The 21,664-nt window shown below is 61.1% G+C and carries 23 protein-coding genes; 14 read left to right on the top strand and 9 right to left on the bottom strand.

Annotated elements, in window-relative coordinates:
• Positions 1-72 precede the first annotated feature (72 nt).
• Together MUM_RS0105465 and MUM_RS0105460 are read left to right on the top strand one after the other, a co-directional pair.
• Positions 73-1,158, top strand: a complete 1,086-nt coding sequence (locus MUM_RS0105465; protein WP_050543200.1) for a GNAT family N-acetyltransferase — start codon at positions 73-75, stop codon at positions 1,156-1,158.
• Positions 1,155-2,036, top strand: coding sequence for a hypothetical protein (locus tag MUM_RS0105460; protein WP_010167825.1), 882 nt, complete (start codon positions 1,155-1,157; stop codon positions 2,034-2,036). Before MUM_RS0105465 ends, MUM_RS0105460 begins: the two co-directional genes overlap by 4 nt.
• Here the strand turns inward: MUM_RS0105460 and MUM_RS0105455 are convergent.
• The 4 genes from MUM_RS0105455 to MUM_RS0105440 form a co-directional block, all read right to left on the bottom strand.
• Positions 2,026-3,252 carry a DegT/DnrJ/EryC1/StrS family aminotransferase gene (locus tag MUM_RS0105455; protein ID WP_010167822.1) on the bottom strand — a complete coding sequence of 409 codons (1,227 nt, stop codon included), beginning with the start codon at positions 3,250-3,252 and terminating at the stop codon, positions 2,026-2,028. The genes MUM_RS0105460 and MUM_RS0105455 overlap by 11 nt on opposite strands.
• Positions 3,249-3,662, bottom strand: coding sequence for a DMT family transporter (locus MUM_RS0105450; protein ID WP_008438917.1), 414 nt, complete (start codon positions 3,660-3,662; stop codon positions 3,249-3,251). Before MUM_RS0105450 ends, MUM_RS0105455 begins: the two co-directional genes overlap by 4 nt.
• Positions 3,662-4,018, bottom strand: a complete 357-nt coding sequence (locus MUM_RS0105445; RefSeq protein ID WP_010167818.1) for an EamA family transporter — start codon at positions 4,016-4,018, stop codon at positions 3,662-3,664. The genes MUM_RS0105450 and MUM_RS0105445 overlap by 1 nt, the downstream gene beginning before the upstream one ends.
• Positions 4,019-4,127: 109 nt before the next feature.
• Positions 4,128-4,712, bottom strand: coding sequence for a DUF6436 domain-containing protein (locus MUM_RS0105440; RefSeq protein ID WP_010167817.1), 585 nt, complete (start codon positions 4,710-4,712; stop codon positions 4,128-4,130).
• Between the two features lie 111 nt (positions 4,713-4,823).
• Between MUM_RS0105440 and MUM_RS0105435 the strand changes: the two genes are divergently transcribed.
• Positions 4,824-5,765: an alpha/beta hydrolase gene (locus tag MUM_RS0105435; RefSeq protein WP_010167816.1), complete on the top strand. Its 942-nt coding sequence runs from the start codon at positions 4,824-4,826 to the stop codon at positions 5,763-5,765.
• Positions 5,766-5,807: 42 nt separating this feature from the next.
• Here MUM_RS0105435 and MUM_RS0105430 read toward each other — a convergent pair whose 3' ends face one another.
• Complete coding sequence (locus MUM_RS0105430; RefSeq protein ID WP_010167815.1) at positions 5,808-6,560, bottom strand: DUF2059 domain-containing protein; 753 nt, start codon at positions 6,558-6,560, stop codon at positions 5,808-5,810.
• Between the two features lie 131 nt (positions 6,561-6,691).
• Here MUM_RS0105430 and MUM_RS0105425 point away from each other — a divergent pair, with 131 nt between their 5' ends.
• Together MUM_RS0105425 and MUM_RS0105420 are read left to right on the top strand one after the other, a co-directional pair.
• Entirely contained in the window at positions 6,692-7,324 is a 633-nt protein-coding gene (locus MUM_RS0105425) for a 2OG-Fe(II) oxygenase (RefSeq protein ID WP_010167814.1), read from the top strand.
• 2 nt (positions 7,325-7,326) lie between these two features.
• On the top strand, positions 7,327-7,821 hold the full coding sequence (locus tag MUM_RS0105420; protein WP_010167813.1) for a DUF523 domain-containing protein: 495 nt from the start codon (positions 7,327-7,329) through the stop codon (positions 7,819-7,821).
• Positions 7,822-7,930: 109 nt separating this feature from the next.
• On the opposite strand, the gene MUM_RS0105415 is transcribed toward MUM_RS0105420, so the two are convergent.
• On the bottom strand, positions 7,931-8,710 hold the full coding sequence (locus MUM_RS0105415; RefSeq protein WP_010167812.1) for a transporter substrate-binding domain-containing protein: 780 nt from the start codon (positions 8,708-8,710) through the stop codon (positions 7,931-7,933).
• Positions 8,711-8,844: 134 nt separating this feature from the next.
• Here MUM_RS0105415 and MUM_RS0105410 point away from each other — a divergent pair, with 134 nt between their 5' ends.
• On the top strand, positions 8,845-9,285 hold the full coding sequence (locus tag MUM_RS0105410; protein WP_010167811.1) for a DUF4399 domain-containing protein: 441 nt from the start codon (positions 8,845-8,847) through the stop codon (positions 9,283-9,285).
• A 60-nt stretch (positions 9,286-9,345) separates the two neighbouring features.
• Here MUM_RS0105410 and serA read toward each other — a convergent pair whose 3' ends face one another.
• A complete protein-coding gene (gene serA, locus MUM_RS0105405) occupies positions 9,346-10,575 on the bottom strand; it encodes a phosphoglycerate dehydrogenase (protein ID WP_010167810.1) in 1,230 nt (409 codons plus the stop codon).
• 204 nt (positions 10,576-10,779) lie between these two features.
• On the opposite strand from serA, the gene MUM_RS0105400 reads away from it, so the two are divergent.
• The 4 genes from MUM_RS0105400 to MUM_RS0105385 all read left to right on the top strand — a co-directional run bounded on the left by MUM_RS0105400 (position 10,780) and on the right by MUM_RS0105385 (position 15,026).
• Entirely contained in the window at positions 10,780-12,174 is a 1,395-nt protein-coding gene (locus tag MUM_RS0105400) for an FAD-binding oxidoreductase (RefSeq protein ID WP_010167808.1), read from the top strand.
• A 22-nt stretch (positions 12,175-12,196) separates the two neighbouring features.
• Positions 12,197-12,862 (top strand): fumarylacetoacetate hydrolase family protein, encoded by a 666-nt coding sequence (locus MUM_RS0105395; protein WP_010167806.1) that lies wholly within the window; start codon positions 12,197-12,199, stop codon positions 12,860-12,862.
• Positions 12,863-13,072: 210 nt separating this feature from the next.
• Positions 13,073-14,002, top strand: a complete 930-nt coding sequence (locus MUM_RS0105390; RefSeq protein WP_010167804.1) for an SdiA-regulated domain-containing protein — start codon at positions 13,073-13,075, stop codon at positions 14,000-14,002.
• A 118-nt stretch (positions 14,003-14,120) separates the two neighbouring features.
• On the top strand, positions 14,121-15,026 hold the full coding sequence (locus MUM_RS0105385; RefSeq protein ID WP_010167803.1) for an SdiA-regulated domain-containing protein: 906 nt from the start codon (positions 14,121-14,123) through the stop codon (positions 15,024-15,026).
• A gap of 133 nt (positions 15,027-15,159) precedes the next feature.
• Here the strand turns inward: MUM_RS0105385 and rpiA are convergent, their stop codons facing one another.
• Positions 15,160-15,831: a ribose-5-phosphate isomerase RpiA gene (gene rpiA / locus MUM_RS0105380; protein ID WP_003213836.1), complete on the bottom strand. Its 672-nt coding sequence runs from the start codon at positions 15,829-15,831 to the stop codon at positions 15,160-15,162.
• A 136-nt stretch (positions 15,832-15,967) separates the two neighbouring features.
• Here rpiA and ilvA point away from each other — a divergent pair, with 136 nt between their 5' ends.
• Together ilvA and MUM_RS0105370 are read left to right on the top strand one after the other, a co-directional pair.
• Positions 15,968-17,482, top strand: a complete 1,515-nt coding sequence (gene ilvA / locus MUM_RS0105375; RefSeq protein ID WP_010167801.1) for a threonine ammonia-lyase, biosynthetic — start codon at positions 15,968-15,970, stop codon at positions 17,480-17,482.
• A gap of 40 nt (positions 17,483-17,522) precedes the next feature.
• Complete coding sequence (locus tag MUM_RS0105370; RefSeq protein WP_010167799.1) at positions 17,523-17,936, top strand: DUF2269 family protein; 414 nt, start codon at positions 17,523-17,525, stop codon at positions 17,934-17,936.
• A gap of 84 nt (positions 17,937-18,020) precedes the next feature.
• Here MUM_RS0105370 and MUM_RS0105365 read toward each other — a convergent pair whose 3' ends face one another.
• Entirely contained in the window at positions 18,021-18,677 is a 657-nt protein-coding gene (locus MUM_RS0105365; protein ID WP_010167797.1) for an HAD family hydrolase, read from the bottom strand.
• A 143-nt stretch (positions 18,678-18,820) separates the two neighbouring features.
• Between MUM_RS0105365 and MUM_RS0105360 the strand changes: the two genes are divergently transcribed.
• Entirely contained in the window at positions 18,821-19,300 is a 480-nt protein-coding gene (locus tag MUM_RS0105360; RefSeq protein WP_003176750.1) for an RNA pyrophosphohydrolase, read from the top strand.
• Positions 19,301-19,322: 22 nt separating this feature from the next.
• Positions 19,323-21,602, top strand: coding sequence for a phosphoenolpyruvate--protein phosphotransferase (gene ptsP / locus MUM_RS0105355; protein WP_010167790.1), 2,280 nt, complete (start codon positions 19,323-19,325; stop codon positions 21,600-21,602).
• Positions 21,603-21,664: the final 62 nt, after the last annotated feature.

The following is a 21,664-nucleotide window of genomic DNA, read 5'->3' as shown; positions in this document are numbered from 1 at the left end:
ATGAAACCAGCGGCGCCGTGATCAACCAGGCCATCCGGGCGCGCCTTTGCTATCACTTTCGGAATGCAATTTATGACAGATCCCAGCCGTGCACAGGTGCCTTATGCCTGCTGCATGGAAACGCCATCGCTGATCAGCAGCTTTTTGCGATACCCGCCGGTTGGCTTCAACGCCCAGCTGTCAGCACAGGGACTGCCGTACTTTTTCACCCGGTTTGACCTGCAAACCACCGCCGACGACGAGTTGCGTGCCCGCCTGCGCGGTTGGCCGGGGTACCGTTTGTGGCAGTCTTGGCTGCAGGTCGACAGCTGCTTTGTCGGCACCACGGTCAGCGAATATTCGCCGTTCCCGCAGGACGTGCCGCCCCAGGACATGGCGCAATGGCTGCAACAGGCGTTGGCGCCACAACGCGCACTCACCATCGTCAAAGATGTGCCGCTGGATTCTCCGCTGCTCAGCGTCGAGGACAATCGCTACGCACAGGCGCTGATCGAGGCCTGCACCCAGCGCGGGTTCATCAGTGTCGAGGGCCAGGCGCTGGCCTATGTGCCCATCGACTTCACCTCGGTTGACGAGTATCTGTCGCGGTTGTCCCACAGCCGCCGGCGCAATATCCGCCGCAAGTTGCGCAGCCGCGAGGCGTTGCGCATCGAGATCCTGGGCACTGGCGACGCGCGGTTCAGCGATGAGCAATGGCAGCAGGAACTGTATCGGCTCTACAAGGCAGTGTACGAACAGAGCGAAATCCATTTCGATTTGCTCACGCCTGAATTCTTCATCCAGTTGCTGACCGATGCCGACAGCGGTGGGCATGTGTTCTGCTATTGGGATGGGGATGAGCTGGTGGGCTATAACCTGTGCTACCAGCAAGACGGCAAGTTGCTCGACAAGTACATCGGCCTGAATTACCCGCTGGCGCTGGAGCACAACCTGTACTTCGTCAGCTGGTTTGTGAACCTGGAGTACGCGCTGGAAAAGGGCCTGGAGTTTTATGTGGCGGGCTGGACCGACCCACAGGTCAAGTCCAGCCTCGGCGCCAGGTTCACCTTCACCCGCCATTTGGTCTGGGTGCGCAACCCGCTGTTGCGCAAGGTGTTGAACCGTTTCCGACACCATTTTGAAAGCGACATGCAGTGGCAGCAGGAGCAAACCGCATGAGTCAGGCCCGCCCCGCATTGATCCTCGATTTTGATGGCGCCGTGAATAACATTCCCGGCGCCCTTACCCTGCCGCTGCAAGCCTGGCAGGAGAAGATCCGTTTCGGCTGCCGCTGGGCGCAGTTCAAGGAGCTGGAGCGCGCCCTGCACGCGCAGATGCCCAGCGACTACGGCTGTGTGTTTACCGGCAGCGGTGACTATCACCACCTCAGCCAGTTGCTGTTGAACCGCCTGCCCACCCAGCAAAAAATCCAGCTGATCATTTGCGACAACCACCCGGACAACATGCGCTATCCGTTTGGTATCCATTGTGGGTCCTGGGTTTACTGGGCCAGCCGCCTGCCGCAGGTCGAGCATGTTCACGTGCTGGGCATTGGCTCGCCGGACATTTCCCTCAAGCACGCCTGGGAGAATCACTGGTCACCGCTGGTGAAACGCAAGCTGACCTACTGGAACACCAACGTCGATACCCGCTGGTTGAACTGGATCGGCGCAGGCCGCAGCAATCGGGCCTTCAGCAATGCCGACGAGTTGATGAGCGCGTTCCTGGCGCAGCTCGACCGTTCGCTGCCGGTGTATCTCTCCATCGATAAAGACGTGCTGAGCCCGGAGGTGGTGAATACCAACTGGGACCAGGGCGAGTTTCTGGAGAAGCATTTGAATGCGCTGATCGATGCATGCCATGGCAGCATTATTGGCGCCGACATTACCGGCGACGTGTCGGCCTACCACTACCAGAGCAAGTTCAAGCGTTGGCTGAGTGCGTCGGATGGCCAGGAAGAGTTGCCGGAGAACCAGGTGGTCATCTGGCAACAGCAGCAGAATGAGTTGAATGCGCGCTTGTTGACCCGTATCGATCAGAGCTGGGTCAGCGCTTAAGAATCCGCCGTAGATGGTCCAGCACCTGCTCAAACAGCTCATCGGTCAGCCAGTGGCTGTTGCTGATCGAGAGCGTCTGGGCGGCGAAGCTTTGCGCGCAGGGGATAGCGGCGCCTGGCTGTAGCAGTGAAGTGAGTGCCGGGTAGCCCGGCAATACGTGGATAAACAGGCGGGTGACGCCCAGGCCTGCCGTCCACAGCTGCGCCATGGCGGTATCGCGGGTTTGTGCGCTGGGCATCACCACCATCAGGAACGGCCAGGTGCCTTGCTGGCTTGGGCCGTCGGTCAACACCGACACGCCGGGCAAGCAGTTGAGCTGCGCCACGCGGCGCAAGGCGCGCAGGCGGCCTTGCTGCAAATGCTCGGGCAAACGTGCCAGCGCGGCGGCGCCGACCTTCTGGCGATAGCCGCCCAGCCGGTGCAACGGAATATCGTTGACGGAAAAATCGTCGCCCACCGCCGCCACTTCATCGCCCCGCGCCAACGCCGCCCGCAGTGGCTTGCCATACACGTACTTCAGGCCGCGCGGCTGATACGCCACGGCATAGCCCCACAGTTCGGCGCTGCGTTGCAGCTCCCAGCGCAGGCTGAAGGGCAAGTCCTGGCGGCATTGCCGGTGCAACGCCTGGTGTAATTCCGGATTGCGGCTGAACAGTACACCGCCTTCCGCCGTGGTCAGGCCTTTGCCCAGTGCCATGCTGAAAAAGCCGATGTCACCTTTTAGCCCGACGCTTTTACCGTCATCCAGCGCACCCATGGCTTGGGCCGCGTCTTCGATCACCGCCACGCCGAACGGCGCGGCAATGCGATTGGCGGCATCCACATCCGCCACGCGCCCGGCCAGGTGAGTGACGACGATCGCCAGGGTGTTTTCGTTGCACAACTGCGCCAACTGTTGTTCGTCGAGGTCGATGCTACCCGGCTTTAAATCGCACGGCACCACGCGCAAAGGCGGGCAGTGATGGGCCGCCAGGGCCACCAGCGGGCAGGTATAGGCCGGCACGATCAGTTCGGTGCGCCCGGGCATGCGCTGCTGCAGCACGCGCAGCGCCATGATCAGGGCGGCGGTGCCGGAGCAGGGCAGGGCCGGCGGCGGAATATCGAGTTGGTGGGCCAGGTCGCGGGCCAGGTCACCTGAAGTGCTGAATAGATCCTGCCAGCGCAGGGGAAGCCCCGCCGTCGGCGGGATCTCCCGTTGGCCGGCCACGCGGGTCATGACGCCAGCGTCTGCGAGGGTTCGGCCTCGACGGTCTTGCTCTCTTTGTCTTCACTGCGCGCCAGGCACAGGATGCCCGCAATGATCAGCGCGCCACCGACGATTTTCGGCAGGGTCAACGTGTCGTTGAACAGCCAGACAGAGATCAGCGTCACGCTGATCAGCTCAAGGTGTGAGGCCGCAAACGCCGGGCCGACTGGCGCGTATTTCAATAACGTCATCCAGGTGAAAAATGCGCCGATGTAGCCCACAAATGCGCCGTAGATCCATGGCGCACCGAACACGCGTATCAGCCAGGCGGCGTCCATCGTCAGTGGCTCGGCATGAATCGAGGCGAATTTGAAACTGACCTGCGCCAACGTATCGAAAATGATCAGCGACAGAAAACCCAGGATATAAAACCGTTTCATTACTCAAACCCCACGACGGTCACGCCACAGGCGATCAGCAGGATGCCGATCAACCGCCACTTGCTCAGGCTTTCCTTGAACAGGAAACGGCCCGCAATCATGATCACCACAATATTGATGGAGCCCAGCATCACGCCCACCGACAGCGGTACCAGCGTCAGGAAGGCCAGCCACAGCACGAATTCGAATACATAGCAGATGATGCCAAGCCAGATCCACGGGCGCTTGAGCATATGGCGCCAGTGGGCCATGCCGTCATGCTCGGCGCTGGCGGAGGCTGCGGCTTTGAACGCCAACTGGCCGGACGTATCAACGATAACGTTGAGGATCCAGAGGATGATGGTTAATTGGCTCATGTGTTCCCGTGTCGTCTGCTGGTACGGCTAGTCGCTTACGATACAGGAGCATGCCGATACAGTTGCTCGAGTTTGCCGAACGAACAGCGTCTGTTCAGCTTGCGCCCGGTCAGGGTGGAGAGGTTTCCCCGTTCCACTCGCAATAGCAGCCTACCGCCAGGGTGTGGGTCGCATTGACCTCGCGCCCGCCTTCGAGGGCTTGCAGGATGGGTTCGATAAAGCTGTTGCTCGAATTACACGTCAGCCCTTCGCTGTACGGCCCGAAATACGCGAGCTTGCCGCTGCGGTCCCAGATGCCCACGGCGGGGCTGGCAGGCAGGTGTTGGGCGCCGGGCACGGCCTTGAGGGGCTTCATCGCGCCGAGGGTGGCGGGCAGTTGGCCGTGGCTGCCGGCTTTTTGCAGGGAGTAGAACTCCACGCCCTGGGGCGCGTACTGCTCGATCAGCTCGCCGAGGTGCTGCTGGTTGCCGACGTTGCACGGGCAGGCCGGGTCCCAGAAGTGCACCAGGCGGATGGGGCCGGGGCCGGCAAGCTCGGCGGGCAGGCTCAGGCTGTCACCGGAAAACACCGCCGTATGCTCACTGAACGCCCGCAGGTAGCGCCCCTGGAACCAGTCATACGCCGCCCATAACACGCCGGCGCAAATAATCACGATCAGGCTGGCGAAGAGGGTGGTGCGGTAGGGCTGTCGCATCTGGATCAATCCTCGGAGGACGCGTAGCTTGCCATGCTTGCCCTGACAGATGAATATCGCGGCTCGATATTCATCTGTTCAACGCGTTGAAGCCACAGTCTGGAAGTTCTTATGCCCGTTACGTTTGACCCTGATCATCTACGCGAAAGCTTGCAGCCCCTGGTGGACGCGCAGCCGCTTTCTGCCGAGGCCCGGGTCTACCAGCGCTTCTACGGCCTCGACCTGGCGGCCCGCAAGGTGCCGGCAACAAGCCGCCTGGGGCGCTTTGCGGTGGACGGGTTCGAGGTGGTCTGCCAGGTCTGGTGGCCGCCCGTTCCGGTGGCAACGATGTTCCTGTTCCATGGCTTCTACGACCATATGGGCCTGTACCGCAACGCCGTGGATTGGGCGCTGGACCAGGGCTTTGTGGTGATCGCCTGCGACTTGCCGGGCCATGGCCTGTCCAGCGGCGAGCGGGCCAGCATCGATGACTTTGCGGTGTACCAGGACGTGGTGCAGGCGCTGTTTGAACAGGCCAGGGCCCTGCAATTGCCGCAGCCGTGGCATTTGTTCGGGCAAAGCACCGGCGGCGCTATCGTGGTGGATCACCTGCTGAATCACGGCGCCGACAGCCCGGCCCAGGGCAACACCTTCCTGCTGTCACCCTTGGTGCGGCCTCGCGCCTGGGGTTGGTCGCAGCTCAGTTATTACCTGCTCCGGCCGTTCGTCAAAGGTATCGCCCGGCGCTTCAGCGATAACACCAACGACCCGCAGTTCAAGCCGTTCCTGGAGGCCGACCCGCTGCAGCCTCGGCAGCTGCCGACCGCCTGGGTGGGCGCCCTGGCGCGCTGGATCAAGCGCATCGAAGCGGCGCCACGCAGTACGCGACGGCCGTTGATCGTGCAGGGCGAGGAAGACATGACGGTGGACTGGCAGCACAACCTGAAGGTGCTGCGCAGCAAATTCGACCAGCCGGAAGTGTTGATGCTGCCGCGCGGCAGGCATCATTTGGCGAATGAGATTCCAGAGATTCGGCAGCAATACTTCAGGTTTCTCACCGACCACCTGAAATAACGCTGTTCCCTGTGGGAGCAGGCAAGCCAGCTCCCACATCGTTTACGGTGCCAGGCTTGAAGTACTTTGCCCAACCGCCAGCCCGGCCCGGATCGCCGCCAATGCCGCCTTGTAGTAAGCCTTGCCATCTGGCGACTCCGCGAACGTCGCGAACTCTTCCAGCTCCGGGTCGGACAAATCCCGGTAGACGTACAGCAGCGTGTTGTTCAGGTCATTGCCAATCTGCTGCATCAGCCGCTCGCGCTGACCGTTCAGCATGCCTTGGGCCTGACCGCCGCCCAACAGGCCGGGGATCATCTGGCTCAAACTGTCAGCGGCCACACCGGCGATCGCCAGGCTGACTTCGGCCCCGGCTTCCCGCGCGGGCAGGGCCTGGGCCAGGTGGCCGATGATCAGGCTGCGGGTGGCGTCGGCTTCCATATGCGGCAAGCCCTGGGCATTCTTCGCCAGTTGATCGCGACGGGTCGCCAGCAGCTCGGCGGCGACAATCTTGCGGCCAAGGGGCGACTGGAAAAAGGCCAGGGCCGGCTTTGGGTCTGCCAGGTTCTTGCGCAGCTGTGCCTCGGCCCGCTGGTCTACCGACTGGGGCGCAAAGCGTTTATTGCTGTTATCCACCAGCGCCTGATACACGGCCGGCGGCAAGCTGTTGCGGTAGCGTTGCTGGGCGGCACTGAGGGCGTCATTAAAATGCGCGCGCTGGTCTGCCCAGCCGGCGACCTTGTACAACTGGTCATGGCCGTCTGCCCAAGCGGGCAAAACGCAGAACATCAGCAGGGAAAAAAACAAACGACGCATAGGGACTCCTGTCAGTCGGCCACTATTGTCCGTGTCGGGCGTAGGATTTGTCGAGAAATCCTATCGGTCACCTGACTAAAGTGTATTCAGACGCTCGGCGGCTCTGTCGGATTCACAGGCGTATGGATACTATGCGCGCCATGCCCATACCCTCCGATCACCCGCTGCTGTTACGCATTGTCGATGACCTGGCCGCACAAGGCTGGTCGCAGCAGAATATCTTCCTGCCCGAGGCTCTGACCCTCGAACTCGCGGCTGAGTGCCATAAACGCGCCGCTGAAGGTGAATTGGCACCGGCAGCCGTCGGACGCGGGCCGTCCCAGGAGATTCGCGAGGGCATTCGGGGTGACCATATCCAGTGGCTGGAGCCGGGCGAAGTGGTGGCCTGCGACAACTACCTGGAGTTAATGGATAGCCTGCGGGTGGCGATGAACCGGGGCCTGTTCCTGGGCCTGGAAGACTTCGAAAGCCACTTCGCGATGTACCCGCCGGGGGCGTTTTACCTCAGGCATGTGGACCGCTTTCGCGATGACGACCGGCGCATGGTGTCGGCGGTGATCTACTTGAACAACGCCTGGCTGCCGGAGCACGGTGGCCAGTTGCGCATGTACCTCAAGGGCGACGTCGAATACGATGTGGTGCCCACCGGCGGTTGCCTGGTGGTGTTCCTGTCGGGGGAAATCCCCCATGAAGTCCTGCCCGCCACCCGCGAACGCCTGTCCCTCACCGGCTGGTTTCGCCGGCGGGGTAACGAGCCGTTCTGATGATGCAAAAGATTCTGGTCAGCCGCTGCCTGCTGGGGCACCGGGTACGCTACGACGGAGGGGCCAGCGGGCCTTTCGACCAATTGGCCGCGTGGCAGGCCGAAGGGCGAGTGGTTGCCGTGTGCCCGGAAGTGGCGGGTGGCTTGCCGACGCCGCGCCCGTCTGCCGAGATTCCGGGCGGGCAGGGGGTTGATGTCTGGGAGGGCCGCGCCCAGGTGCTGACGGCCCTGGGCGAAGACTTCAGCGAAGCCTTTCTCGAGGGTGCCCGCCAGGCGCTGGCGTTGGTGCAACGCCACGACATCCGTATCGCCGTGCTCAAGGCCAACAGCCCGTCCTGCGGCAACCTGCTGACCTATGACGGCACGTTTACCGGCGTGAAGGTGACCGGCGAAGGCGTGACGGCGGCGCTGCTCAAGCGCCATGGGGTGCTGGTGTTCAGTGAGCTGGAGTTGCCTGAAGCGGCGGCGGCCCTGGCAAAACTCTCAAGCCCGACATAGATCAAAATGTGGGAGCTGGCTTGCCTGCGATAGCAGTGTATCAGCCTACATTTTTGGTGCTGACCCACCGCTATCGCAGGCAAGCCAGCTCCTACACTGACCGAGTCGTTTATTCGGCCTTGGCCACTGGCTTGCTCGCATCCATCCCGAACCATTTCTCCGACAGCGCCGTCAGCCGGCCATCGGCCTTCACCCGTTGCAGGGCCTTGTCCAGGCTGGCCTTGAACGCCGGGTTACCTTTCTGGAACGGAATCGCCAGGCTCAACGTCGGGCCCACATCTGCGCCTCCCTTCACCGGTAACTCGCTGTCGCGAATCGCGTAGGGAATCAGCAACCGGTCACTGATGGCCGCGTCGATCTGTTGGTCGGCGACGTCCTTGATCGGCTGTTTGGCATCGGCATAACTGCGCAAATCAACGCCTTCGGCGGTGCGCGCCTGCTCGACAAACTGACTGCCCTGGGCCACGCCCAATGCCTTGCCCTTGAGCGCTGCAAAGCTGCCCAACGGGCGTTGTTCCTGCTTGCGCACGATCAGCTGCGCGCTGGAGTAGCTGTAGGGCTCGCTGAAGTCGAAACGATCCGCCAGTTCAGGAGTCATAGCGATATGGTTGATTGCCACGTCGTACTTGGCGCTTTCCACGCCGGGCAGCAAGTCGGCGGCATCGACGGTGATAAAGGAGGGGCGTACGTCCATTTCCTTGGCCAGTAATTCACCCAGCTCCACTTCAAAGCCGGTGAGTTTGTCGCCTTCCTTGAAGTTGAATGGCGGGGTATTGGCTTCCAGGGCGATGCGCAGTTCACCACGGTCAAACACATCGTCGATCAGTTCGGCATGGGCCAAGGGGCTCATAAGGGGCAGTAAAAGTAACAGGCCAGGCAGGAAACGCATGGTCTCTCCTAAAGAATTCGAATGAGCGAGGCGTTGTTCAAGCTCGCTTTGCTATGGTGTTGAGTGCCTTGGACAGCAATTTGTCGCGAAGTTGTCATAACCCTACAGATTTCCCGGAAAAACTGGAGAAGTGAATGAAAGCTCTTTTGTCTCGTGCAACCCTGGCCAGCCTGCTATTGGGCGCTTCGATGCTGGCAACCGCCGCCGATGGCATCCCGCGTAGCGCGCCGCCTGAAGGTGCCAAGGTGTTTATCGTGTCGCCGAAAGATGGCGCCACCGTCGACAAGACCTTCACCGTGAAATTCGGCATGGAAGGCCTGAAACTGGCACCGGCCACCAGTCAGGACCCGGGCACCGGCCACCACCATCTGCTGATCGACCAGAAAGAATTGCCTGACGCCAGTGTGCCGATCCCGGCCACCGACACCGTGATCCACTACGGCAAGGCCCAGACCGAAACCGAGCTGACCCTCGCCCCAGGCAAGCACACCCTGCAACTGGTTGCCGGCGACAAACTGCACATGCAGTTCAACCCGACTGTAGCCTCGAAAGTCATCACGGTTAACGTCAAGTAAGATTTGTTCAGACAAAAAAGGGAGACCCGAGGGTCTCCCTTTTTTGTGCGCGTTTAACGATTAGAACAACACGCGGCTACGGATAGTGCCGTTGATGTGTTGCAGCTTCTCTTGCGCCAGGTCCGAGTACTCGGCGTCTACGTCGATCACTACGTAGCCGACTTTCTCGTTGGTCTGCAGGAACTGACCGGAAATGTTGATGCCGTTTTCCGCGAAGACCTTGTTGATCTCCATCATCACGCCAGGGATGTTCTGGTGGATGTGCAGCAGACGGTGCTTGCCAGGGTGAGCCGGCAGCGCTACTTCCGGGAAGTTGACCGAGGACACCGACGTACCGTTGTCGCTGTACTTGACCAATTTCTCCGACACTTCCAGGCCGATGTTGGCTTGGGCTTCAGCGGTGGAACCGCCGATGTGCGGGGTCAGGATCACGTTGTCCAGGCCACGCAGCGGGCTTTCGAAGATGTCGTCGTTAGAGCGTGGCTCTACCGGGAACACGTCGATGGCGGCGCCGATCAGGTGCTTGTCCTTGATCGCGTCGGCCAGGGCGTCCAACTCGACCACGGTGCCGCGTGCGGCGTTGATCAGGATCCCGCCCTTCTTGATGGCGCGGATTTCCTTCTCGCCGATCATCCACTGGGTCTCAGCGGTTTCCGGTACGTGCAGGGTTACGATGTCGGACATACCCAGCAGCTCGGTCAGGCTCGACACCTGAGTGGCGTTGCCCAGCGGCAGCTTGGTCAGGGTGTCGTAGAAGAACACCTGCATGCCCAGGCCTTCGGCCAATACCGACAGTTGAGTGCCGATCGAGCCGTAACCGACGATACCCAGCTTCTTGCCGCGGATTTCGAAGGAGTTGGCTGCGCTCTTGATCCAGCCGCCACGGTGGCAGGAAGCGTTCTTCTCGGGAATGCCGCGCAACAGCAGGATCGCCTCGGCCAATACCAGTTCGGCTACGGAACGGGTGTTGGAGTACGGTGCGTTGAACACCGCGATGCCGCGCTCGCGCGCTGCGTTGAGGTCGACCTGGTTGGTGCCGATGCAGAAACAGCCGACAGCCACCAACTTCTTGGCGTGATCGAAGATCTCTTCGGTCAGCTGAGTACGGGAGCGAATGCCGATAAAGTGCGCGTCGGCGATCTTTTCCTTTAACTGGGCTTCCGGCAGAGAACTGGTGATGTACTCAATGCTGGAGTACCCAGCGGCTTTCAGAACGTCGACAGCCGATGGGTGGACGCCTTCCAGAAGAAGGAACTTGATCTTGCTCTTATCGAGAGAAGTCTTGCTCATCTGCGTAAACCTGTATCCCGGAGAAAAATGGCAGGGAATCGAGCAGCGCGAGCTGACCCGGACGGCAGGAAAGCCGTCACCGCAGAACGCCCTTGGGCACTATCCTGCGGGGGCGGTATGCTAGCATACGTGCCCCGCTAAACACCCATTCCTGCGACGTGAAGCGTTCTCAGGATGACCATGAATTGTTCGAGAGTTCTGTCGATGACCCATCCTGCCCTGATTGATGAGCTGAAGACCCTGGTTGAGCCTGGCAAGGTCCTGACCGATGCTGACTCCCTTGAGGCTTACGGCAAGGACTGGACCAAGCATTTCGCGCCGGCCCCGGTCGCCATCGTCTTCCCGAAGACCACCGAACAGGTGCAGGCCATCGTCCGTTGGGCCAATGAACACAAGGTGGCGCTGGTGCCGTCCGGTGGCCGCACCGGCCTGTCGGCCGCTGCCGTTGCAGCGAATGGCGAAGTGGTTGTGTCCTTCGACTATATGAACCAGATCCTCGACGTGAACCTCACCGACCGCACCGCCGTGTGCCAGCCGGGCGTGGTCACCAAGCAATTGCAGAACGTCGCCGAAGAAAAAGGCCTGTATTACCCGGTGGACTTCGCTTCGTCCGGTTCCAGCCAGATTGGCGGCAATATCGGCACCAATGCCGGCGGGATCAAGGTCATTCGCTACGGCATGACCCGTAACTGGGTAGCCGGCATGAAGGTCGTCACCGGCAAGGGCGACCTGCTGGAGCTGAACAAAGACCTGATCAAGAACGCCACCGGCTACGACATGCGCCAGCTGTTCATTGGTGCTGAAGGCACCCTGGGCTTTGTGGTCGAAGCGACCATGCGCCTGGACCGTGCGCCGAAAAACCTCACCGCCATGGTGCTGGGCACCACCGATTTCGACTCGATCATGCCGGTGCTGCACGCCTTCCAGAGCAAGCTGGACCTGACGGCCTTCGAGTTCTTCTCCGACAAGGCCCTGGCCAAAGTCCTCGGCCGTGGCGATGTGCCGGCGCCGTTCGAGTCCGACTGCCCGTTCTACGCGCTGCTGGAATTTGAAGCGACCACCGAAGAGGTGGCCAACCAGGCCCTGGAAACCTTCGAGCACTGCGTCGAGCAGGGCTGGGTGCTGGACGGCGTGATGAGCCAGAGCGAAACCCAACTGCACAACCTGTGGAAGCTGCGCGAGTACATCTCCGAGACCATTTCCCACTGGACCCCGTACAAGAACGACATTTCGGTGACTGTGTCGAAAGTGCCGGCATTCCTGAAGGAAATCGACGCGATCGTCGGCGAACACTACCCGGACTTCGAAATTGTCTGGTTCGGTCACATCGGCGACGGCAACCTGCACTTGAACATCCTCAAGCCGGAAAACCTGAGCAAGGACGAGTTCTTCGCCAAGTGCGCCACCGTCAACAAGTGGGTGTTCGAGACCGTGCAGAAGTACAACGGCTCGATCTCCGCCGAACACGGCGTGGGCATGACCAAGCGCGATTACCTGACCTACAGCCGTTCGCCGGTTGAAATTGAATACATGAAGGCAGTGAAAGCGGTGTTCGACCCTAACGGGATCATGAACCCGGGCAAGATTTTCGCTGTTTAACAGTCCCTGAAGGAGTCGGTCCATGAGCTACCAGCACAAGTATGTCGACGGCACCAATATTCACTTTCCCCTGGGAAAAGTGGTGTGCATCGGGCGTAACTACGCCGAACACGCCAAGGAACTGGATAACCCGGTACCGACCGAGCCGCTGCTGTTTATCAAGCCAGGCAGCTGCGTAGTGGCGCTGGAAGGCGGTTTCGCCATCCCTACCGAGCGCGGTTCAGTGCATTACGAAGCGGAAATCGCGGTGTTGATCGGCAAGCCGTTGTCGACCAAGCCCAGCCGTGAGGAAGTGCTGGACGCCATCTCCGGTTTTGCCCCGGCCCTGGACCTGACCCTGCGGGACAAACAGGCCGAGCTGAAAGCCAAGGGCCTGCCGTGGGAAATCGCCAAGTCGTTTGATGGCGCGGCGGTGATTGCCCCGTTCGTCGTCGGCAGCACCTTCCCGGACGTGACCGACATCGGCATTCGCCTGACCATCAATGGCGAAGTGCGCCAGGACGGCAACAGCGCGATCATGCTCAACCCGATCATCCCGATGATCCAGTACATGGCCGGCTGCTTCTCGCTGCAGGCCGGGGATGTGATCCTCACCGGTACACCGGCAGGCGTGGGCCCGCTGAATGTGGGGGATGAGCTGGTGCTGGAATTGCCGGGTGTGAGCCGCTTCGAAAGCAGCGTGCGCTAAACATGCCTTTGTAGGAGCCGGCTTGCCGGCGATGGCATCGACTCGGTGTACCTGTTGCACTGCAGTGATCCTATCGCCGGCAAGCCGGCTCCTACGGGTGTTATCTGTTTTTGCATTTTTTTCACACCCCATCCGGATAATCCTCAGCCTCCTGCGCGCGGACCCTCTGATCCTGTGCTATCCCCTAAAGCTGACTTTCTGGAAAGCGTAATGGCCGTGCCTCTCCCATCCGTAAAACCTACGCTGCGTTCCCGCCTCGCCATGCGCTGGTATTCCTGGTTGTTCCTGGCTGGCGCGATCATCTATGGCGTGGCCTGGGCGATGCACTGGGACGACCGCGGCTTGTTGTGGGTGGCGGAGCGCTTCGAGACCCCGACCGAGCGCCTGGAAAGCGTCTGGCTCCCGGACTATCACGCGGTGATCGACGCCAAGCTGTTACCCGGCATGGAGAAAGACGAAGCCTCGGACCTGGCCTATAACCCGCAGACCAAAACCCTGTTTTCGGTGATGGGCAAGAACCCGTTCCTGGTTGAATTGACCCTGCAAGGCGACGTGCTGCGCAAGATGCCGCTCAACGGCTGGAACAACCCGGAAGGCGTGACCATGATGGAAAACGGCCTGATGGCCGTGGTCGATGAGCGCCAGCACAGCCTGACCATTATCAAGGTCGACCCCCAGACTCAGCAGTTGAACAAAGCCGACTTCCCGTCCTATGACCTCGGCCCCTCGAAAGACCAGAACAAAGCCTTTGAGGCGATCACCTGGGACAAGCGCAACCAACAGCTGATTCTCGGCGAAGAGCGGCCACCGGCGCTGTTCACCTGGAAAAGCGACGGCAGCCAGACGCTCACCGGCGACAAGCAAAAGCTCGCCAACAGTGAGTTGGACATGCGCAACCTCTCGGCGCTGACGGTCGACCCGCGTACCGGCCATCTGCTGGCGCTGTCGGCCGATTCCCACCTGCTGCTGGAGTTGGACGAGAAGGGCGAGCAAGTCAGCTTCATGACCTTGCTCGGCGGCTTCAATGGCTTGAAGAACACCATTCCCCGTGCCGAAGGCGTGACGATGGACGAGAACGGCACGCTGTACATCGTCAGCGAGCCGAATCTGTTCTATCGATTCGAGAAGCAGGCACAGTAGTTCGATTACGTCAGATTTTTCTCTATCTGCGGCATTCGCCAGACACCCGGGGCGTTTAAGTTTAAATTCAGGCGACCGTGATATTCATTCGCCAGTTTTCACTTTGAGCCCCGCCCTGATGCGTCGACTTGCCCGTCCCAAACCCGCTTTTTTCATTCTGATCCTGATCGCCCTGGTGGCTGTCGGCGTGGTCGCTCAGCAACTGCGCCTGTTCGAGCGTGCCTGGTTCAACTGGCAGTCGTGGCGCCATCCCGCCGGTGAGCATTCCATTGGCCTGGGGGATTATCAGGTGAGCCTGGAAGCACAGGTGATCGACGGCCTCAACGATGATGTCTCGGCCCTGACTTTTGATCCGGTGCGCAACAGCCTGTTTACCGTCACCAACAAAAACGCCGAGCTGGTCGAGCTGTCCCTGGACGGCAAAATCCTGCGGCGTATTGCGCTGGTAGGCTTTGGCGATGCCGAGGCCGTGGAGTACATCAGCGACAACACCTACGTCATCAGCGACGAGCGCCAACAGCGGCTGATCAAGGTCCACGTGGATGACGACACCCGGTTCCTCGACGCCGCCGACGCCGAGCAGATGACCCTCGGCGTGCACCTGGGCGGCAACAAGGGTTTCGAAGGCCTGGCCTATGACTCGGTGGGCAAGCGCCTGTTTGTGGCCAAGGAACGCGACCCGATGCTGATCTACGAGGTCCACGGCTTTCCCCATTTCAAACCGGAAAAAACCTATTCGGTGCACGTGATCAACAACCCCAAGCGTGATGCCGGGTTGTTTGTGCGCGACCTGTCGAGCCTGCAATACGATGAGCGCAGCGGCCATCTGCTGGCGCTGTCGGATGAGTCATTCCTGGTGCTGGAACTGGATATCGACGGTCGTCCCCTGAGCAGTCTGTCGCTGCTCAAGGGGCGCCATGGCCTGAAGCAGCGCGTGCCTCAGGCCGAAGGGATTGCCATGGACAACGACGGCACGTTGTACATGGTCAGTGAGCCGAACTTGTTCTATGTGTTCAAGAAATGAACCCGATCCCAGCCATGGCGAGGATCGAATGTGGGAGCTGGCTTGCCTGCGATGCAGGCGACGCGGTCTTTCAGTAGTACCGGGGCGATGCCATCGCAGGCAAGCCAGCTCCCACACTGGGCCTGTGGTGCTTTTATGCCTTGAGGGTTTTCACGCCTTCCGCGGTGCCCAGCAGCAATACGTCAGCCGGACGGGCCGCAAACAAACCGTTGGTGACGACGCCGACGATCGCGTTGATCTGGCGCTCCAGTTCCACCGGGTTGGTGATCTGCATGTTGAACACGTCGATGATGATGTTGCCGTTGTCGGTCAGCACACCTTCGCGGTACACCGGGTCGCCGCCCAGCTTCACCAGCTCGCGGGCCACGTGGCTGCGGGCCATCGGGATCACTTCCACGGGCAGCGGGAACGCGCCGAGTACCGGCACCAGCTTGCTGGCGTCGGCGATGCAGATGAAGGTCTTGGCCACGGCCGCGACGATCTTCTCGCGGGTCAGGGCCGCGCCGCCGCCCTTGATCAGGTTCAGGTGGGCATCGCTTTCATCGGCGCCGTCGACGTAGAACTCCAGGTCGCTGACGGTGTTCAGCTCATACACCGGAATACCGTGGCCCTTGAGCCGTGCAGCCGTGGCTTCGGAGCTGGCGACCGCGCCGTCGAACGCGCCCTTGTGCAGGGCCAGCGCATCGATAAAGCAATTGGCGGTGGAACCGGTGCCGACACCGACGATGCTTTTATCGTCGAGTTTAGGAAGGATTAAATCGACGGCGGCCTGGGCCACTGCCTGTTTGAGTTGATCCTGGGTCATGCGGGCTCCGGAACGGGCGGGGAGTAAAGAGGGGCGCGAGTATAACCCAACAAAACCTCGGTTTTCGTGTGGTCGCCCGGCCAAACGCTGGGTTAGACTCCTTGGCCCTGCCCAACCCGCCCAGTGATGCTTTCCGATGCTTGAACAGTACGTCAAAAAGATCCTCACCTCGCGCGTTTACGACGTTGCCGTAGAAACCCCGCTGCAGACCGCCCGCCAGCTCTCCGAGCGGCTGGGCAACACGGTCTGGCTCAAGCGCGAAGACTTGCAGCCGGTGTTCTCGTTCAAGATTCGCGGCGCCTACAACAAGTTGACCCAACTGAGCGCCGAAGAACGTGCGCGCGGCGTGGTCACCGCCTCAGCGGGCAACCACGCCCAGGGCCTGGCCCTGGCCGCCAAGGTGCTGGGGGTCAAGGCCACCATCGTGATGCCCAAGACCACCCCCGAGATCAAGGTCGAAGGCGTGCGCTCCCGTGGCGGCAAAGTGGTGCTGCACGGTGATTCTTTCCCGGAAGCCCTGGCTTATTCGCTGAAGCTGGTCGACGAAAAAGGCTACGTCTACATTCACCCCTACGATGATCCGCACACCATTGCCGGGCAGGGCACCGTGGCGATGGAGATCCTGCGCCAGCACCCGGGGCCGCTGGACGCGATTTTCGTCCCGGTGGGCGGCGGCGGCCTGATCGCCGGTATCGCGGCGTACGTGAAGTACCTGCGGCCCGAAATCAAGATCATCGGCGTCGAGCCGGACGACTCCAACTGCCTGCAAGCCGCCATGGCCGCGGGCGAACGCGTGGTATTGCCGACCGTGGGCATCTTCGCCGACGGCGTGGCGGTGGCGCAGATCGGCCAGCACACCTTCGACATCTGCAAGGATTATGTGGATGAAGTGATCACCGTCAGCACCGATGAAATCTGCGCGGCGATCAAGGATATCTACGACGACACCCGCTCGATCACAGAACCTGCCGGCGCCCTGGGCGTGGCGGGTATCAAGAAATACGTCGAGACCCGTGGTATCACCGGGCAAACCCTGGTGGCCATCGATTCCGGGGCCAACGTCAACTTCGACCGCCTGCGCCACGTGGCCGAGCGCGCCGAGCTGGGTGAAGGCCGCGAAGCCATCATCGCCGTGACCATCCCCGAGAAGCCGGGCAGCTTCAAGGCCTTCTGCGAAGCCGTGGGCAAGCGCCAGATCACCGAATTCAACTACCGCTACCACTCCGGTCGCGAGGCGCACATTTTTGTCGGCGTGCAGACCCACCCGGAAAACGACCCGCGCAGCGCGCTGATCGCCAGCCTCACCCGCCAGGGTTTCCCGGTGCTGGACCTGACGGAAAACGAACTGGCCAAGCTGCACATCCGTCATATGGTCGGTGGCCATGCGGCGCACGTCAGCGATGAAGTGGTGTTCCGCTTCGAATTCCCGGAGCGTCCGGGGGCGCTGTTCAACTTTCTTAACAAATTGGGCGGGCGCTGGAACATCTCGATGTTCCACTATCGCAACCACGGCGCCGCCGACGGGCGTGTAGTGGCGGGCCTGCAAGTGCCGGCGGACGAGCGTCACCTGGTGCCAGCGGCGCTGGAGGCCATTGGCTACCCATACTGGGATGAAAGTGATAACCCGGCCTACCAGCTGTTCCTCGGTTGAGCGACTACGCTGACTGGGCGGCCTTCAAGGAATCGAGAACATGGAAACGCTGACCACCCTTAAAGTTATCCACATCGCGGCCACGGTGTTGCTGCTGCTCAGCGGCATTGCGCTGGCGGTGCTGGCCTGGCGCAAACGCAGCGCAGGGCCTGCCTATACCGTGCAGCGGCCGTGGGTGTTTGTGTGGCTGTTGATGGGCATTTGCGTGGTGAGCATGCCGTTCACCGGCTGGTGGCTGGTGCACTTGATCGGCTGGCCGCTGGGGCAAACGTGGATTCTGGGCTCCAGCGTGATCTACACCGTGGCGGCACTGAGCTGGTTCTGGCTGGTGGCGCGGCTTAATCGACTGCGGTTGGGAGGGGCGGGGAGTGTGAACTTCACCGTGGCGCTGGCGGTGGTGAGCCTGGTGGGGTTTGTGGCGATTGCCGGGTTGATGGGCGCCAAGCCGGTTTAAGGGCTGGCAAAACACTTGTGGTGAGCGAGCTTGCCTCGCGCGGGGCAAGCCCGCTCACCACAAAAGCCCGATCAATGCAGGTTATCAGCCGCGCAGGCTGATCACCGGCCAGCCACGCTTCTCGGCTTCAGCGCGCAGATTCGGATCCGGATCCACCGCCACCGCATGCGTCACCTGCTCCAGCAGCGGCAGGTCATTCATCGAGTCGCTATAGAAGTAGCTGTCCTCCAGGTTGTACCCGGTCTCTTCCAGCCAACGATTCAAGCGCGTCACCTTGCCCTCGCGAAAGCACGGGATATCCGTACTGCGCCCGGTGTAACGGCCATCCTGCATCTCGCATTCCGTGGCAATCAGGGTTTCAACCCCCAACCGCTCGGCAATCGGTGCGGTCACAAAGCGGTTGGTCGCGGTGATGATCACCAGCTTGTCGCCCGCCGCCCGGTGCTTGGCCAGCAATTCAACCGCCTGGGGCAGCAGGATCGGCTCGATGCAGTCGCGCATGTAGTCGCGGTGCCATTCATCCAGCTGGGCCATTTCGGTGCGGCCGAGGATTTCCAGGCAGAAGTTCAGGTACTCGGCGTTATCCAGCTTGCCGGCCAGGTAATCCTGGTAGAACTCATCGTTGCGGGCCTTGTAGGCCACCGCGTCGAGAATCCCGCGTTCACAGAGGTAATCGCCCCAGGCGTGATCGCTGTCACCCCCCAAAAGCGTGTTGTCCAAGTCGAATAAAGCCAGGCGCATTGCAGTTACTCGCTGAAAAGTCTGTAAAAAGGCGTCCAGAATACGGTCTTTTCACAAGAGTGCACATAAGGTAAGCAGCCTCGTTGCCGCTGTATCAATCTTTGTGGAACAATGCGGTGACATGCGTTTGCGAGGTTGTTGCCGTGATCGACCCCGATGGTTTCCGTCCTAATGTCGGGATTATTCTTACGAATGATGCCGGACAGGTGCTATGGGCTCGCCGTATCAACCAAGATGCCTGGCAGTTTCCTCAAGGCGGAATCAACCCCGACGAAACCCCTGAAGACGCCTTGTATCGTGAGTTGAACGAAGAAGTAGGCCTGGAACGCGAAGATGTACAAATTTTGGCCTGCACCCGAGGCTGGTTGCGCTATCGTTTGCCGCAACGTCTGGTCCGCACCCACAGCCAACCGCTGTGCATCGGCCAGAAACAGAAATGGTTTCTCCTGCGCCTGATCTCCAACGAGCAGCGGGTGCGGATGGATTTGACCGGTAAACCGGAGTTCGATGGCTGGCGCTGGGTCAGTTATTGGTATCCGTTGGGCCAGGTGGTGACATTCAAGCGCGAGGTTTATCGTCGCGCTCTTAAAGAGCTTGCCCCGCGCCTTTTAGCGCGCGACTGACGACGGAGTTCGACCCCGAGCCATGCTCAATACGCTGCGCAAGATCGTCCAGGAAGTTAACTCCGCCAAGGATCTCAAGGCGGCGTTGGGGATTATTGTGTTGCGCGTCAAGGAAGCCATGGGCAGCCAGGTCTGCTCGGTTTACCTGCTGGACCCCGAGACCAACCGTTTTGTCCTGATGGCCACCGAGGGCTTGAACAAGCGCTCCATCGGCAAGGTCAGCATGGCGCCCAATGAAGGTCTGGTGGGCCTGGTGGGGACGCGTGAAGAACCCCTGAACCTCGAAAACGCGGCCGATCACCCGCGTTATCGCTACTTTGCCGAAACCGGCGAAGAGCGTTACGCCTCGTTCCTCGGTGCGCCGATCATTCACCACCGCCGCGTTGTCGGCGTGTTGGTCATCCAGCAAAAAGAACGCCGCCAGTTCGACGAAGGTGAAGAAGCCTTCCTCGTGACCATGAGCGCGCAGCTCGCCGGGGTTATCGCCCACGCCGAGGCCACCGGTTCGATTCGCGGCCTGGGGCGCCAGGGCAAAGGCATCCAGGAAGCCAAGTTCGTCGGCGTGCCGGGTTCGCCTGGTGCTGCCGTCGGTACTGCCGTGGTCATGCTGCCGCCGGCCGACCTGGACGTGGTGCCGGACAAGACCGTCACCGACATCGACGCTGAAATCATCCTGTTCAAGACCGCCCTCGAAGGCGTGCGCAATGACATGCGCACCCTGTCGACCAAGCTGGCCACCCAGTTGCGGCCTGAAGAGCGGGCGCTGTTCGACGTGTACCTGATGATGCTCGACGACGCGTCCCTGGGCAGCGAAGTCAAGGACGTGATCAAGACCGGCCAGTGGGCCCAGGGCGCGCTGCGCCAGGTGGTCACCGATCACGTCAACCGTTTCGAATTGATGGACGACGCCTACCTGCGCGAACGCGCCTCCGACGTGAAAGACCTCGGTCGCCGTCTGCTGGCCTACCTGCAGGAAGAGCGCTCGACCACCCTGGTGTACCCCGACAACACCATCCTGATCAGTGAAGAACTGACCGCCACCATGCTCGGCGAAGTGCCGGAAGGCAAACTGGTGGGCCTGGTCTCGGTACTGGGTTCGGGCAACTCCCACGTCGCGATCCTGGCCCGGGCCATGGGCATTCCGACGGTGATGGGCCTGGTGGACCTGCCGTATTCCAAGGTCGACGGCATCGAAATGATCGTCGACGGCTACCACGGCGAGGTCTACACCAACCCCAGCGAAGTGCTGCGCAAGCAATACGCCGAAGTGGTGGAAGAAGAACGCCAGCTGTCCCAGGGCCTCGACGCCCTGCGGGAATTGCCGTGCGTGACCCTCGACGGCCACCGTGTACCACTGCTGGTCAACACCGGCCTGCTGGCGGACGTGGCCCGTGCGCAACAGCGCGGCGCAGAAGGGGTGGGCCTGTACCGCACCGAAGTGCCGTTCATGATCAATCAGCGTTTTCCGAGTGAGAAGGAGCAGCTGGCGATTTATCGCGAGCAACTGTCTGCCTTCCATCCGTTACCGGTGACCATGCGCAGCCTGGACATTGGCGGCGACAAGTCACTGTCGTATTTCCCGATCAAGGAAGACAACCCCTTCCTTGGCTGGCGCGGTATTCGCGTTACCCTTGACCACCCTGAAATCTTCCTCGTCCAGACCCGCGCCATGCTCAAGGCCAGCGAAGGCCTGAACAACCTGCGCATTTTGCTGCCGATGATCTCCGGCACCCACGAGCTGGAAGAAGCCCTGCACCTGATCCACCGAGCCTGGGGCGAAGTGCGCGACGAAGGCGCCGACGTGCCGATGCCGCCGATTGGCGTGATGATCGAGATTCCGGCGGCGGTGTACCAGGCCAAGGAGCTGGCGCGGCAGGTGGACTTCCTGTCGGTGGGCTCCAACGACCTGACCCAGTACCTGCTGGCCGTGGACCGCAACAACCCGCGGGTGGCCGACCTCTACGACTACCTGCACCCGGCGGTGCTGCAAGCCCTGCAGAACGTGGTGCGTGACGCCCATGCCGAAGGCAAGCAAGTGAGCATCTGCGGCGAGATGGCGGGTGACCCGGCGGCGGCGGTGCTGTTGATGGCGATGGGCTTTGACAGCCTGTCGATGAACGCCACCAACTTGCCGAAGGTGAAATGGATGCTGCGCCAGATCAATTTGAGCCGGGCCAAGGAACTGCTGGCAGAGTTGATGACCATCGACAACCCGCAAGTTATCCACAGCTCGCTGCAATTGGCGCTGAAGAACCTTGGGTTGGCGCGGATGATCAATCCGGCGTCTGCAAAAACCCTCTAAACCGAGGCGCCTTCATCGCAGGCAAGCCAGCTCCCACATTTGGAATGCATTTCCCTGTGGGA

Source organism: Pseudomonas sp. PAMC 25886 (genome assembly GCF_000242655.1).
Taxonomy (GTDB): Bacteria; Pseudomonadota; Gammaproteobacteria; order Pseudomonadales; family Pseudomonadaceae; genus Aquipseudomonas.
This window is presented reverse-complemented; position numbering and strand designations above follow the sequence as displayed.